The organism is Sporomusa sp. KB1 (assembly GCF_007830295.1).
In the GTDB taxonomy this organism is placed as follows: domain Bacteria; phylum Bacillota; class Negativicutes; order Sporomusales; family Sporomusaceae; genus Sporomusa.
Window position 1 is genome coordinate 420283 of record NZ_VLKC01000002.1, and the last position, 14774, is coordinate 435056.

Genomic DNA, 14774 nt, shown 5'->3' on the forward strand with positions numbered 1-14774 from the left:
GTATTACATATAATTATTGAAAAAGCTTCTATAATTGTCAGCTATATCACCTTTTCCACACAATAAATGCCTCACCTCATTTTTTCGGTGCTGAAACTTTTCTTTATCATTTTGATACTCTTGTATTAAATTCAATAAATCATCTGTACTTTCAAAATTTCCCCACTGAACTAGATCATAATCATCTCTTACCAGTGTGTAGCGAAAAGCAATTCCTCCCATATACATTAAATCTACATATACACTCGAGCTACCTACTATACTGAAATCAACATTTGTAATGTATGCTTCCAAAGAACTATCTTTATCACAAATTGCATATAAAAATTCCTGGTTTACCAAATCATCATATGTTCTACATTCATTAAGCGTATCGCCCGGATGATATTTAATTACATAATTTATTCCTAATTTGTAAGATACACTATTCGCGATTTTAATTAAATCTCGATTTTCTTTGTAACACTGATAATTACTCCGACCAAGAATTATTCCAAATATATTTTTAGTTAAACAATTTTCTTGTTTTTTTTCACAGCCAATATATGCAGGATGTCCTATACAAACAATATTCTCAGGCTTTATACCACTACTCTGTATAGCACTCATCTTGGCATACTCACCCCAAACTAGAAACTTATCGCTAATAAAACCTTCAAAACTAACCTCAATACCACTAAAAGCAGCAATGTCTTTTAGCGTTTTACGATACCAGCCATGCTGCAATGTTGCAGTGGTAACTCCTGCTTTTTTAAAGCACTGTGTCATTAGATTATCTGCTAAATGAGCATCACAAAAGGTGACTAATAAATTATATTTCGAGGGAAACTTTCTAAATTCAGCACTTGAAGTCCATTTTTTACTTTCGGCAATAACCGATAACAAATATAACTTATGCTGAAAACCAATTTCAATTTTACGCATTTGTATTAACCATATTGGCAAATAGAACAATAAAAGTATACCCCGCAAATAAAGCATATTATGTCTGGCTTCTGCCAGCAGTATATCCCTATCCGTTAATAAGTTTGTGACTTTATTGAATATTTTGCTTAAATCTGTTCTTACTGCATAACTATGCGAAAACAAACATAAAATTTTAGCGTCTGTTTGTATTTCAACCTTATATAAATAATTATTAAAGAAAACAGACGCAATAATTCTCTTAAAAGTTGTTTTTATATTCTCCGGACAAGTCAAAAGCGCCTCTCTAACCGATATAGTCATAGCAGTTCCCATATCATACTCAGTTAAGCCGACAAAACGTATTTCATTCAGATTTCTTATTATTGTTCTAAATCGATCAAGCAACATGGCTACTTGTATAATCCCTTCTGTTTCATCTCATCAATGGATGCATCATAACCATCTTTCTCGATTTCCTGTGACTGAACCCAACAAGCAAACTTTCCTAATCCTTGATCTATTGTTACCTTGGGTTCAAAACCCAGCTTACTTTTTATCAGTGTAATGTCCGCATAGTTATGTCGAATATCACCAAGTCTATAATTTCCACTAATTTTTATTTTAGTATCCTTTTTATACATTGCTACCAGCATTTCGGCAACAGACAACACATTGGCTGCACTGCCTGTTCCAACATTAAAGCAACAATAATCCGCTTCTTTCCTCTCGATTCCCATCATTGTTGCATTTACCACATCGTCAATATAGACAAAATCCCTGCTTTCTTTTCCATCCTCAAAAATATTAATCTCATTCCCATTCATTATTCTGGTCGAAAATACCGACAAGATGCCGGTGTAAGGATTTTTTAAAGATTGACCGGGACCATATACATTTTGATAGCGAAAAGCAACCACAGGAATATTCAACGATTTTCCGACCAGCATGCACATTTGCTCCTGTACACTTTTTGTCAGCCCATACACCGATGTCGGATGATTCATTGAACTCTCATCTGTTGCTTTTAATTCTACATCATTCCCGCAATGTGGACACTTAGCACCAAAATCACCTTTCGCCATATCCTCATCTTTACGTTCTAGTGGATAGACATTTCCATGTTCTGTACAAACATATTTACCCTCACCATAAATAGCCCTGGATGACGCAACCACTATCTTTTTTACCGAATGCTTTTCGTTAGTAAGTATATCCAGCATCAAGGCTGTTCCTTTTATATTTACATCTGTATATTTTTCAATTGCATACATTGACTGCCCGGTACCAGTTTCTGCTGCTAAATGTACTATAACATCCACGTCTTTGATGGCTTTACCCCAATCTTCTTGGTCTTGTACACTCCCAATCATCACCTCGGCAATATTTTTAACTGATTGATATAATTGAGATTGGGTATAATCATCTCCATGAATTTGTGGAGACATATTATCTAAAATTCTAACTTTATAACCATGTCCAACAAGTTTTCGAGTTAAATTACTACCGATAAAACCTGCGCCACCGGTAATCAATATTCTGTTATACTGCATCTATAAAATCTCCCTTACTGTTTGTTTTCCGCCACATGTTTGCTTCAAAATCATAGCGTTTAATAATTTTTGCTGGAGTCCCTCCCAATACCACATAACTGGGATATTCACCAATTACTACAGAATTACTCCCAATAATGCAGTTGTCACCCAATTTTGTACCAGCCATAATCTTTACCCCCATGCCGATAAAACAACACTTACCGATAACTGTTTCCTTCACTTCCAACGGCTGACTCATTACATTTTTATTGATTACCGAATAAGAATGATTATTATCCGTTATCATAACATCAGCTGAGATAACTGTATCATCACCAATTTCAATAAGTTTGGCACATATCATATGAAGCCTCTGTTCAATTGAAACTCTATTACCAATTATTATTTGGGGCTTGTATGAAATATTTCCCCATCTTTCTATTGTCATAATGCGCGATTGTTTAAATATATGTACACCGTCACCAATAAAAACATTCTGAGGATTAAATAAACTAAGTGGTGTATAAATCATGCTTTTTATCCCAATTCTTCCGAAACGCCATTTATAAATCAAATTCATTCTGGTAGAAATATATTCTACTTCAAACCTCTGAATAAGTCGTTCGACCATTTTAAATATGCTTCTTGATATTTGCATTTAGCCTTAACTCCACTCTACTATTAGCTAATTATCTATATCTAATATTTTTTTAATCCAATTAGTCAATGAATACCGTTCAACTATTGCTTCCTGAATATCTTCATAAGGTGCCGTTAGAAATTTCAGATCAATCATAGGATTTTCCCGATCAACAATAAGTATATTATTAGTATTATAAAAATCGTACTTAACCACATCACTATTAGTAGTTATTAGTTTGGCTTTAGCGGCTAAAGCCTCAATTGTACGCATAGTCAAACCTTTCTGCGTCGGATGTTGAATGTCAAGAAGTATTTTACTATTTTTGGTTAGTTCTGCATTTTCTTTTAATGATAGTGTATTAAATTTTATATACTCTGGATCCTTACTAAAATTTAATTGTTTTATTTTATTTATTAAATAGTTCCATCGACCAGTAAAAATATGAATATAGACTTTCATTTCATTATATTTGAATACTGGTAAAATTTTTTCTATAAGCTTTCTTCTATCTGAATGTTCCCAGGTAGTGTCAAGAAAGTTTCGCAAAAAGGTTTGCAGTCCTAGGTAGTAAAATCAGTCATCACTAAAATCCGACTCAGGGTCGGTATTTTCTAGATGTTTCATATTCATATACTTTTTACTGCCCCACTGGGTTCCAGCAACGTGGCGAAGGCGGGCGCAGACCAGCATCAGAGCGGACTGCCCATCCGGGAAAGCACCCACGACCCTGGTTCGCCGCCTGATCTCCCGGTTGAGTCTCTCAATCACATTGTTAGTCCGGATTCTTGTCCAGTGCTCGCCGGGAAAGTCGGCATAAGCAAGCGTTTCCTCGATGCTTTCCTCGATTTTGGCCGCCGCTTCTTTGAGTTTCATGTCGCGCAAGCTTTTTGCTACCTGTGCCGCCTTTTCCCGGGCAGCGGACTTGCTTTCCTGCGCATGAATCGCTTTGAGCATTTTCGCAACCGTTTTGACCTTGGAGCGGGGAACAACTGAAAAGACATTGCGGTAAAAGTGAACAGTGCAGCGCTGGTATTTGGCCTGGGGGAAGACCTCATTTGCCGCTGCCAGCATCCCTTGGCATTTATCACCAATGATCAGTTGGACGCCTGTTAAACCGCGGCTTTTCAGCCATTTGAAGAATTCCAGCCAACTGACTTTGTCTTCTTTCATGCCTTCGGCCGCTCCCAGCACTTCACGGTAGCCGTCTTCGTTGACGGCAATCGCCACCAATACGCTCACATTCTCATATTCACCGCCCCAGTTGCGGCGTAAGTAAATGCCGTCGACGTAAACATAGGGATACTTACCACTTTGCAGCGGCCGACTGCGCCACTCTTCAATGTGGACATAGGCCTTCTTATTCAACTCACTGATGGTGGACGGCGATACCTTGCTGCCCCACAGAGCCTCGGTGATGTCTTCCACTCGCCGGACGGATACGCCAGCTAGATACATTTCGATGAGCGCTTCTTCTACGGAACTTTCCCGCCGGCGATAGCGTTCGATAATGGCGGTTTCAAAAGGAATGCCCTTGAGCTTGGGAACTTTCAGCGTGACATCGCCGGAGGTAGTAGTCAACCGCCTGTCGTAGTGACCGGAGCGGTAACCTTGACGGGTTTCAGTACGCTCATATCGGGCCGCCTGGGTTAGGTCTTTGGCTTCCTGATCCAGCAAGTTATTGAGCGTTTCCTCCACGCTGCTACGCACCAGTTCCTTCAGTTCTACCTTGATGATTTCTTCATTCAACTGTATAATTTCTTTGGACATGTTTGCTCTTCCCCTTTCGGTAAATGGTGTGTGGTGACTTCATTTTACCGGGGAACTGCAAACTTGTCCTCTTTTTTAGCCGTATTTCAATTTGCGAAACTTATTGTACCTTATCTGTTCCCATCCTGAAAAATATATATCTATTTTCTTTTTATTATTGTTGGTTTTAAATTCAGAACAAAAAAATAATGGCAAAAAAGATAATCCATTTTGCTCAGCATCTATTCTATCAAAAGTAAATATTTTATCGTAAAATTTTTTATTCTCAAAAAAACTTTCAACTCTTACAATGTCATCCCATAAATATAAAATAAATCGCGCATTTGGATTAAGTTGTTTCAGTTCAGTCATGAATTTGTTTGTCAGTTTAGCTCCCTTTATTACAAAAATAAACTCATACTGTTTCTTTTGAATAGCTAAAGTATTAATAAATTCATCCTGTTTTTTTGAATTTTTGTTTATAGCATATTGAGGATTAAATTTGTAAATTAACTTTTCAAAAAAATTAAAATTGGCATCTTCACAAAAACAATCCACGTCATAACCGAATTCGCACATTTTATTTACTATTCGCTGATTATATTCGTAAAAATCGATATGAATGAATAAAACTCTTTTATTGGTCATATAATTTGCCTCACATATATAGAAGATGTTAGTTTGGTTACTTGTTAGTTTAAAAGTCACTAAAGTTTTAAAGCAAAAAGTAAAATTATCTATCTTACTTTATTTTTAAAAAATTCTCAATAATTCTCAATCCAACTTTCCCACTTTTTTCAGGATGAAACTGACAACCATACAAATTATTTGATTGAACAGTTGCCGTAATTTCCAGACCATTATAAATACAGTTTGCTAAACGATTACTTTCATATGTAGGTACAGCAGCAAAAGAGTGGACGAAATATACTGCCTCGCCTTGATTAATCCCATCAAGAATACTTTTATCCCAGCTTAGAAATAATTTTGTTTTCTTCAATGCATTCCAACCAATATGAGGTATCTTATGCAATTGATTATCAGTTCCTGTATCCGATATTCTTACGACTTTCCCTGGTATTAAACCTAAGCCTTCATGCGTTCCAAACTCTTCACCAATTTCTAACATCATCTGCATTCCTAAGCATATACCTAAAAATGGTCGGTTTTTCTTTGCATATTCTTTAATTGGTTCGATAAACCCGCGTTCTCTTAAACCTGCCATTCCGTCCGCAAAAGCTCCAACACCCGGCAAAACTAAGTGTTCAGCTTGCTCTATCTTCTCTATAGAATTGCCACTAATAATCTCTGCATTGCAATATTCAAAAGCTCTTTGTACACTAAGCATATTGCCTATACCATAATCTATTATTGTTACTTTAGGCATTACTCATATCTCCTAACATTTATATTTTTAGCAAGAGCTTCATTACGAATATCCATTACAGTCAATTTATTATAATGTAGTACATACGCCATAGCTACAGAATCTGCACAACCTTGATTTACAACCTTAACAAAATCATCAGTGTTACCCATACCCCCGCTGGCAATTACGGGAATAGGAACAGCTTCTGTAACAGCTTTAACTAATTCAACATCAAAACCCTTGGCCGTTCCTTCTCTATCAACAGAAGTTAATAATATTTCCCCTGCTCCCAGTTCATATCCCTTAACAGCCCATTCTATAACATCTACTCCTGTTTTTTCACGTCCATTGTCATAATAGGCTTCCCACTTACCTTGAGCAACTTTTTTGGCTTCGATCGAAAGAACCATACACTGAGAACCAAATCTTTGCGACACTTCGGATATGATTGCTGGACGTTTAATCGCAGCTGTATTAATTGATATCTTGTCTGCTCCAGCCCGCAACATATCCCTAACATTCTCAATGGAACGTATGCCGCCTCCAACAGTTATGGGAATAAAAACATCTTGGGTTGTCCTTCGCACAATATTAATTATACTTTCTCTTTCATATAAGCTAGCCACTATATCCATATATATAATTTCATCGATGCCTTGATCGTAATAGCGTTTGGCAAACTTATTCGGATTACCTAATTTACGTAATCCTTCAAGCTGTATGCTTTTTATTAAATTAGAACCTTTTACATCAAGTCTTGCAATTAGTCTTATATTTTTCACACTGTACGGCCCCCACAAAAGATTTGTTTTTAATAATAACCTCTGCCATCTCTAAATCGGAGCGATTGTCAATATCTATACTATCATTTGCACTCATCACATAAGACATCACCGGTGGTACAAAAAAAGTTCTTGCTTTTAAAAATAGCTGAGTCCTTACACCATAAATCGCACCATTTTGTCTGAATACCTTAGGAAGCAATTGTCGAGGCATATCTAGACTTTGAACATCATGAAAAGGCTGAAGCTGTCCACTATCATCACAAGTTAAACATTTATATGGATGATGCTCAGTTTCGGCAACACTCATAACACTACTGAAATTACTGGATAAAAACGTATCCAAACACTCATCCAAATGCTTTTCAGTACGCAACGGCGATGTAGGTTGCAATAAAACAAAATAATCAGGAAAAACGCCCTTATCGTGGAGTTGCAGTAAAGCGTGACAGACTACATCTTTACTCATAGCATAATCGGTCGCTAATTCAATTGGTCGATCACAAATCTCCGCTCCCCATTGTAAACTAACTTGTTTTATCTCTTCATCTTCTGTACTTACTATACATCGATTAATAAAACTACTATTTAAGGCCGCCAAAATACTATGAGCAATTAGTGGTTTTCCAGCTAAATTTCTAACATTCTTTCGAGGTAATCCTTTAGATCCCCCCCTAGCAGTTATAATAGCAATTACATTGTTTTTTCTTTCCATATATGTTTCTCCAATTCGTAAAATTGCTTTTGTTTGGACAACTTCCAAAGTTCTTCACTCTTTAAAACAGCTATGAACTTTTGTGCGCTGTCACCCTGTCCAAAATACATACATGGCTGAGGCTTATTGTGTACTAGATTCCGGGTCTCAGCAATAGCTTTCAATATTTCATTCTTACATGGATTAACATGATTGATTGTATTATGGTCAAACCTACCATTCTGTCGTGTACCTATATCTATTGAAGGAACTGCATATACTGGCGCCTCTCGTATTCCTGCACTTGAATTTCCAATAATAAAATCAGCGTGTTTTAATAAAACTAGAAAATATTCAAATCGCAAGGATGGAAACATTTTAACCCTTTCTAACTTACGCAATCTTTCATACCCCGCAAATATATCATGGCATCCTTCGTCATTATTAGGATAAATAACAACATAATTTCTCTTTGTCTCAATCAAAGCATCCACCAATTCGCTTATATCACTGTGTATTTTGTCAAGTTCTGTCGTTACAGGATGAAACATGACAATTGAATAATGCTCAAAAACAATATCATAATATTGTTTCACCTCATCTATCAATGGAAGGGTAGATGAAAGCATAATATCAATATCTGGCGAACCAATAATATAGATTGACTTAGGATTTTCCCCTAGCTGTGTTAATCTTGCGGCAGCTTCTTCATTGGCAACGAAATGTAAATGGGCTAATTTCGAAATCGAATGTCGAATAAGCCCATCAATTGTACCAGATAGCTCTCCACCTTCTATGTGTGCTACAAAAATGTTATTCAAGCTGCCAACAATTGCACCTGCTAACGCTTCAACTCTGTCACCATGAACGACAATCATATCCGGCCTATTCTCATGAATAAATCTTGATAAACCATTAATAGTATTCGCTAAGACCATATCCATCGGTTCACCGTATATTTGATTCATGAAAATATGAATATTATTAAAACCAGCTTTATTAACTTCATCAACAGTATATCCATACCGATTCATTGTGTGCATACCAGTAACAAAAATGCAATATTCCATTGCGGAATCTTTAACAGCTTTTATTAACGATTTAAGTTTACCAAAATCAGCTCTAGTACCTGTAAGAAATAGTATTTTTTTTTTAGTCATGAACATGACCCCATTTTATTTGCTCATTTTTCCTAATATACTTATTAGATCTTTTACCCAATATTTCATTGTATTGATCTGCTTTAATTTCGCCAGTTCCAGGGCGCTTAACCCATATATTACTTTCTGTAAAGATGGCCCCTTCCGTTATATCGGAAATTGCCACAACACAAGCATACGCAAAATCAATTGTTGGTCGTTCTTCTGGCAATATTGTTTTGTTACCACCAATTGCTTCATAAATTGCTTTGCTTCCATTTATTAATTCCTGTAAATTTTTCGGATCCATCGAAATTTCAATATCAGGTCCCGGCCATGTTTTATCTGAGGTAAAGTGCCTTTCTAATATACTAGCACCTAACGCAACAGCTCCAAGGCATGGATAGTTTGATAAAGAATGATCAGATAAACCTAATACAGCATCTGGAAATCGTTGTTCTAAATCCCTTAATGCCCCTAATCTTACTTTATTGTATGGAGTAGGATACATACTCGTACAATGCATAAGTGCAAACGGAACTTTATGGCTACGAAAAATATTAACAGCCTTACTTATACTGTTAATATCATTCATTCCTGTACTTAGAATAACGGGCTTTCCATATTTTGCAATATGTTCAACTAAGGGATAATTATTACATTCGCCTGACCCAATTTTATATGCACTAACACCCATTGTTTCTAATCGCACAGCTGCTGCTCTAGAAAATGGAGTACTCAAAAAAATCATTTTTCTTGCTTCAACATAATTTTTAAGTTTGATTTCTTCTTCTTCTGTTAAAGCACAACGCTTCATAATTTCCCAAATTGATTGTTTAGCATTTCCTGGAATAACATCATTAGGAATCATTTCATCTTCAATTACATGAGTTTGAAATTTAACACATTCACATCCAACATTTGCAGCATCATCAACCATTTGTATTGCTTTATCAAAACTGCCTTCATGATTGATGCCAATTTCTGCAATAACTAATGGAGGATTGTTAGGGCCTATCCGTCTACCACATATCTCAATTTCCGGCATATATTTCAACCTCCATTATTTATAACACCTGATGTCGTAACTTCCAAACGCCATTTTCCTTTTTCCATAAATGAGGAGATCTGGCATTATCAATTATTTCCCAAAATCTCTCCTCCGTAATATCCATATACTCTAAAATTTCCCTAAAATATTTTGCTGGAAATTCATCATCATACTTATGTACTAACGCCACCCCCTCTTCACGAGTTATTTTACCATTGCGGATTTCTTGAGAACTGTCATAAGTTGCTCTACCAATACCAAATTTAATAAATGTTGTATAATAATGCAACGGATCAATTCGATCATCAATTGAACTATATTTTGAATAGGAACCTTCTGTTCTCTCTGTATTGGCTTGAAAGCCAACATTCTCAGACGCATAATAATAACATTCTTGCGGATCCCATTTTATGTAATAGCTCAAATAATGTACTTCGGTGCCAATTTTTTTCAGTCTAGAACCATCAACAGGTAAATATGGATTAAGGTCTCTTTTATCCACATGGTAATCTTCCACTAGCTGTTTAACTGTAAGGCCACCCAAATATAATTTATTCAAGTCTGGGCGTTCACTATAAAAATCAGGAGCCATCGTAGGTCTATCATTATCTTTAATGTTGTTTCCATATTCTGCTTGGTTTTCACCATAAAAAACCAATGGTATATTATATAAAGCAGAAAATCTTGGCCCAATTAATCTTTGACCAATAATAAACGGCTGAAAAGGATGCACTAAATTCTCAAAAGCAAGTTTTGTTAGTGTCCTATGTAGTTTACCGTTAGGTCCATATAAAATATTATCTAAACCTGCATGAATCCAATTTTGCATATTATTCCAACCAATATCGGTATATTTATGTGGTGCCCACGTCACAGTTAGGGGATTCATCCCATATTTATATTTCAAAATATGGGAAACAAAAACACTGTCCTTTCCTCCACTACCTGGAACAATACAATCATAAGAACCATCTTTACTGCGATATTTATCACATAGTTCTATTAATTGTTGTTCGCGTTCTTGCCAATCAATTTTTGATTCCTTAATCTCGGCAAATTGACAAGCGCTACATACATTCTCTTCATCAAATTCAATAGTTGGCTTAATATCAGATGGTTTATTTTTAAATTCAATTACCGAACTAGGTCTTTGATTAGAAATAGTACATTTTTTACAAAATTTCACTTCTTGGGGTAATCCATAATATGCTTCAAGTTTTTCTGACATTTTATCACTCCAAATCTTTATTATCTTAATGTTTTATTTTTTTGAAAGTACAAAAAAATAAAACTTTTATCGAATATTTTAGTGCTAACAAACACAGCAAAAGATAGTGTTCCTCTCTCATGATGGCACTACACAACTTGCAATAGATTTGCTAGTAATCCTAGTAGATAACACTTGCTTGGGGCTGTTTATGGAACATTGAGGAGGATTCCAGTCGATAAATAAGTCCATTATGCACTATAGAAATCATTATTCCTCTGTCAAATCTTAAAATGAGAAAGGTTGTTTGCTCAGGAATTTCCGCTTCCATGGCTAATGCGAAACTCAACAGCAATTACTTCAACGAAAATGTCTTAACCTTCACACCACTACCAGAAAAAACACTAGCAAATGTATAAACAATAATTTTCATATCAAAATAGAAGCTTTGCCGTAAGCGATACTGTTCATCGAATGCAACTTTCTCACCTAACCCAATCTCATCTCTCCCATTTATCTGTGCCCAACCCGTAAGGCCGGGACGCAAGGCGGAAATTCCTTGTTTATTTCGCATTTCCCGTAATTCATACTGGTTATATAATGCAGGTCGTGGCCCAACGACAGACATCTCGCCCTTTAAAATATTGATTAACTGCGGTAATTCATCCAAGCTGTACTTACGCAAATAATAACCAACATTTGTAATATATGCCTGACTATTTGACAGCTGATCAGTGGCTACTTCCGGTGTTCCAGCAGTCATGGAGCGAAATTTATACATCATAAACTCTTTATCATTGACACCTACGCGTCTTTGGCAAAAGAGTATCGGTCCTTTGGAGTCAGCTTTTATTAGTATTGCTATGATAAAAAATACCGGCAGAAATAGGAGCACTGCAAGAGCAGATGATATTATATCAAATAATCTTTTCATTATGCACATCCTTTCAAAAGCTAAGAAATCACACCTACGGATGCAGTAGTCTTTTGATTTCTTATCCAATATGTAAGCGAACAAACTGATGCTGATTAAATCTCCCGGAAATTTAATCAGCATCAAACCTCCGCCACAACACGATAGTCTTCAAGACTAACTTCAGGTCGACTTGTCATCCCAAACTCTCCAACCTTGCCATTCTCTCGAGCTACTTTTTCCCTGGTAACCCGATATTGTGGCACAATCTCTTCAATGATATGGACAATATTATCACCTGTGTGTACTCCGGTCTGCAATAATGCCAAAGCTTTCCGTAAACGTTTCTCATTTACCAACTTAAGATTCGCCACATAAATCTTCTCATGCCGGGTCGAACTTGTTCCTTCTTCTGCAGTCAGCAACTCTTCAAATAACTTCTCTCCCGGCCGCAGCCCGGTATATTTAATCTCCACATCTTTCCCCGGCACCAAGCCAGATAGCTCAATCAGATCTCTCGCCATATCGACAATCTTTACTGGCTCACCCATATCGAGGACAAAAACTTCCCCCCCCTGGGCCATGGAACCAGCCTGCAGCACCAACTGGGTTGCCTCGGGAATGGTCATGAAATACCGTTTCATTTCCGGATGGGTAATGGTAATAGGACCGCCTTTGGCAATCTGGCGCCTAAATAACGGGATAACACTGCCCCGGCTTCCTAAGACGTTACCAAAGCGTACTGCGGCGAATTTGGTTTTACCTTTTCCATTCATGGATTGGACAATAAGCTCCGCTACCCGTTTGGTTGCCCCCATGACACTGGTCGGGTTTACTGCTTTATCTGTCGAAATCATAATAAACATTTCAGTATCTGTCCTGCATGCGGCTTCCGCCACATTCTTGGTCCCAAATACATTATTGCGAACAGCCTCTTCCGGCTGCGCCTCCATCAAGGGAACATGCTTATGGGCAGCGGCATGAAAGACTACCTGGGGTCTGAAACGGTCAAATAGCTGGTTAATCCTACTCTCATCCCGCACGTCGGCAATAATCGGCTCTACCTTGAGATTGCCATGTTTTTCACGCAATTCCCTGTCAATCTCGTAGATACTGTTTTCGCCTTTACCTAGCAGGACTAGTTGGCTGGGCTCAAGCTTAGTAAGCTGGCGGCATAATTCTGAGCCAATAGAGCCACCGGCTCCGGTAACCAATACCCGCTTTCCTCTTATATAACCAGCAATTTGGTCAAGATCAAGCTTGACTGGTTCACGTCGTAGTAAGTCCTCTAAATCCACATCTCTTAGTTGTTGTAGGGTAACTTTACCATCAATCAACTCATAGATTCCCGGAACTGTTTTAACCTTGCAACCTGTCAGCTTGCAGACCTGTACAATTTCCCGTAGTTCTGCTCCCTTCAAGGACGGTATCGCGATAATGATTTCATTGACTTGATACTTATTCACAATGCACTTAATATCTTGCCGGTTTCCCAGCACGGTTGCGCCAAACAAGCTTCGCTTCACTTTGTAAACATCATCATCAATAAAACCGACAAGCTTTTTGGTATCATAGTAGCGTTGACCAATTTCGCGGGCAATCATAGCCCCGGCATCACCGGCACCGACAATGAGTGTCCTCGTAGCAGCTTGGCATTTGTTGCTTGTACGGATAAAATGCAATACTCGAATACATAATCGACTACCACCAATTAACAAAATAACGATGATCCAGTTAAGAAAGGGAATACTTCGTGGAACATTTGCACCAGTGGCATACATATAGACTGTAATGAACAGGGAGCTTATAGTTACGGCACTGATAATCGCCAGCAATTCACTAATACTCGCATAACGCCACAGACGATGATAGAGTCCAAAAGCATAAAATGTCACCAAGCGTAGTAAAATAATTGCTGGTAGATAGCTTAGAAATAAGCTGTAATAATTTTGCCCTACCACCCCTTCAAATCGAAGGAATAGTGCAATAAATGGAGCTGCAGCAACTATGACCATATCCATTATAATTAAAAACAGTGATATAACTTTCTGTCTCATAAATCACTCCAGCCTCACCTTCATATTTGACCTTCAATTACTGCCTTTTCTTGGAAGTTTTTTCCCCATGCCCATAATAATAGTAATAATAACTATGTTCTGCATCAATCTCAACCCGGTTTAAAACTACTCCCAATATATGACCATTAGCCCTTTCCAGTGCTTCTTTGGCCTTTTGTGCCATTTCAGGTCTGGCAATGCCAGCACTAACAACCAGGAGAATTCCATCGACTTTTGAGGACAGCACTGATGCATCAGTTACCGCCACAACCGGCGGCGCATCAATTACGACATAATCAGCTTGATCCTTTAGGGAATCAATTAGTTTTACCATCTTGCCAGAGCCAAGTAATTCCGAAGGATTGGGAGGAATCGGGCCGCTGGTCAGAACTTTTAACCCTAGAACATCTGTTTCCTGAATAAACTGCTCGCAGGGAAGATCCTCAACTAGAACATTGGTTATGCCCCGGTTTTTTTTGCCAAAAATACGATGCTGCACCGGTTTGCGCAAATCGCAATCAACAAGCAGTACCTCTTTGCCGGATTGAGCCAGCGCGACTGCCGTGTTAGCCGCTGTAGTTGATTTGCCTTCCCCCGGCCCGGCACTGGTAAACATAATGGTCTTAATTTCGCTGTCTACCTTGGCAAATTGAATATTGGTTCGCAACGTCCTATACGCTTCCGATATCGGGGACTTGGCATCTTCTTGTACAATTAATTTACGTTTATTCACAG

The 14774-nt window shown here is 37.6% G+C and carries 15 protein-coding genes; all 15 read right to left on the minus strand.

The genetic code is table 11. The features are described 5' to 3' along the window. Positions 1–3 precede the first annotated feature (3 nt). The 15 genes from SALPA_RS05750 to SALPA_RS05820 all read right to left on the minus strand — a co-directional run bounded on the left by SALPA_RS05750 (position 4) and on the right by SALPA_RS05820 (position 14772). Positions 4–1314 (minus strand): hypothetical protein, encoded by a 1311-nt coding sequence (locus SALPA_RS05750; protein WP_145090842.1) that lies wholly within the window; start codon positions 1312–1314, stop codon positions 4–6. Positions 1315–1316: 2 nt separating this feature from the next. Further along, a complete protein-coding gene (locus SALPA_RS05755; protein ID WP_145090845.1) occupies positions 1317–2456 on the minus strand; it encodes an NAD-dependent epimerase/dehydratase family protein in 1140 nt (379 codons plus the stop codon). After that, entirely contained in the window at positions 2446–3096 is a 651-nt protein-coding gene (locus SALPA_RS05760; RefSeq protein ID WP_145090848.1) for an acyltransferase, read from the minus strand. The genes SALPA_RS05755 and SALPA_RS05760 overlap by 11 nt, the downstream gene beginning before the upstream one ends. A 27-nt stretch (positions 3097–3123) precedes the next feature. Next, entirely contained in the window at positions 3124–3540 is a 417-nt protein-coding gene (locus tag SALPA_RS05765; RefSeq protein WP_222427885.1) for a hypothetical protein, read from the minus strand. 114 nt (positions 3541–3654) lie between these two features. Next, positions 3655–4848 (minus strand): IS256 family transposase, encoded by a 1194-nt coding sequence (locus tag SALPA_RS05770; protein WP_145088854.1) that lies wholly within the window; start codon positions 4846–4848, stop codon positions 3655–3657. 75 nt (positions 4849–4923) lie between these two features. Further along, positions 4924–5475: a hypothetical protein gene (locus SALPA_RS05775; protein ID WP_145090854.1), complete on the minus strand. Its 552-nt coding sequence runs from the start codon at positions 5473–5475 to the stop codon at positions 4924–4926. A 94-nt stretch (positions 5476–5569) separates the two neighbouring features. Continuing rightward, positions 5570–6214, minus strand: a complete 645-nt coding sequence (gene hisH, locus SALPA_RS05780; RefSeq protein WP_145090857.1) for an imidazole glycerol phosphate synthase subunit HisH — start codon at positions 6212–6214, stop codon at positions 5570–5572. Continuing rightward, positions 6214–6978 carry an imidazole glycerol phosphate synthase subunit HisF gene (gene hisF, locus SALPA_RS05785; protein ID WP_145090860.1) on the minus strand — a complete coding sequence of 255 codons (765 nt, stop codon included), beginning with the start codon at positions 6976–6978 and terminating at the stop codon, positions 6214–6216. The genes hisH and hisF overlap by 1 nt, the downstream gene beginning before the upstream one ends. Further along, complete coding sequence (locus SALPA_RS05790) at positions 6947–7693, minus strand: cytidylyltransferase domain-containing protein (RefSeq protein WP_186450928.1); 747 nt, start codon at positions 7691–7693, stop codon at positions 6947–6949. The genes hisF and SALPA_RS05790 overlap by 32 nt, the downstream gene beginning before the upstream one ends. After that, entirely contained in the window at positions 7672–8832 is a 1161-nt protein-coding gene (gene neuC, locus SALPA_RS05795; protein WP_145090866.1) for a UDP-N-acetylglucosamine 2-epimerase, read from the minus strand. Before neuC ends, SALPA_RS05790 begins: the two co-directional genes overlap by 22 nt. Beyond that, complete coding sequence (locus tag SALPA_RS05800; RefSeq protein ID WP_145090869.1) at positions 8825–9859, minus strand: N-acetylneuraminate synthase family protein; 1035 nt, start codon at positions 9857–9859, stop codon at positions 8825–8827. Before SALPA_RS05800 ends, neuC begins: the two co-directional genes overlap by 8 nt. Before the next feature lie 19 nt (positions 9860–9878). Next, complete coding sequence (locus SALPA_RS05805; protein WP_145090872.1) at positions 9879–11090, minus strand: N-acetyl sugar amidotransferase; 1212 nt, start codon at positions 11088–11090, stop codon at positions 9879–9881. Between the two features lie 334 nt (positions 11091–11424). After that, entirely contained in the window at positions 11425–12003 is a 579-nt protein-coding gene (locus SALPA_RS05810) for a sugar transferase (protein WP_186450930.1), read from the minus strand. 122 nt (positions 12004–12125) lie between these two features. Then, entirely contained in the window at positions 12126–14039 is a 1914-nt protein-coding gene (locus tag SALPA_RS05815; RefSeq protein WP_145090875.1) for a nucleoside-diphosphate sugar epimerase/dehydratase, read from the minus strand. A 37-nt stretch (positions 14040–14076) separates the two neighbouring features. Next, positions 14077–14772, minus strand: a complete 696-nt coding sequence (locus SALPA_RS05820) for a CpsD/CapB family tyrosine-protein kinase (protein WP_145090878.1) — start codon at positions 14770–14772, stop codon at positions 14077–14079. Between the last annotated feature and the right edge of the window lie 2 nt (positions 14773–14774).

Excerpts from the sequence above, each read along its gene's own strand:
- SALPA_RS05750 (WP_145090842.1), bottom strand. The coding sequence starts at position 1,314 with ATGTTGCTTGATCGATTTAGAACAATAATAAGAAATCTGAATGAAATA.
- SALPA_RS05755 (WP_145090845.1), bottom strand. The coding sequence starts at position 2,456 with ATGCAGTATAACAGAATATTGATTACCGGTGGCGCAGGTTTTATCGGT.
- SALPA_RS05760 (WP_145090848.1), bottom strand. The coding sequence starts at position 3,096 with ATGCAAATATCAAGAAGCATATTTAAAATGGTCGAACGACTTATTCAG.
- SALPA_RS05765 (WP_222427885.1), bottom strand. The coding sequence starts at position 3,540 with ATGAAAGTCTATATTCATATTTTTACTGGTCGATGGAACTATTTAATA.
- SALPA_RS05770 (WP_145088854.1), bottom strand. The coding sequence starts at position 4,848 with ATGTCCAAAGAAATTATACAGTTGAATGAAGAAATCATCAAGGTAGAA.
- SALPA_RS05775 (WP_145090854.1), bottom strand. The coding sequence starts at position 5,475 with ATGACCAATAAAAGAGTTTTATTCATTCATATCGATTTTTACGAATAT.
- hisH (WP_145090857.1), bottom strand. The coding sequence starts at position 6,214 with ATGCCTAAAGTAACAATAATAGATTATGGTATAGGCAATATGCTTAGT.
- SALPA_RS05790 (WP_186450928.1), bottom strand. The coding sequence starts at position 7,693 with ATGGAAAGAAAAAACAATGTAATTGCTATTATAACTGCTAGGGGGGGA.
- neuC (WP_145090866.1), bottom strand. The coding sequence starts at position 8,832 with ATGACTAAAAAAAAAATACTATTTCTTACAGGTACTAGAGCTGATTTT.
- SALPA_RS05800 (WP_145090869.1), bottom strand. The coding sequence starts at position 9,859 with ATGCCGGAAATTGAGATATGTGGTAGACGGATAGGCCCTAACAATCCT.
- SALPA_RS05805 (WP_145090872.1), bottom strand. The coding sequence starts at position 11,090 with ATGTCAGAAAAACTTGAAGCATATTATGGATTACCCCAAGAAGTGAAA.
- SALPA_RS05810 (WP_186450930.1), bottom strand. The coding sequence starts at position 12,003 with ATGAAAAGATTATTTGATATAATATCATCTGCTCTTGCAGTGCTCCTA.
- SALPA_RS05815 (WP_145090875.1), bottom strand. The coding sequence starts at position 14,039 with ATGAGACAGAAAGTTATATCACTGTTTTTAATTATAATGGATATGGTC.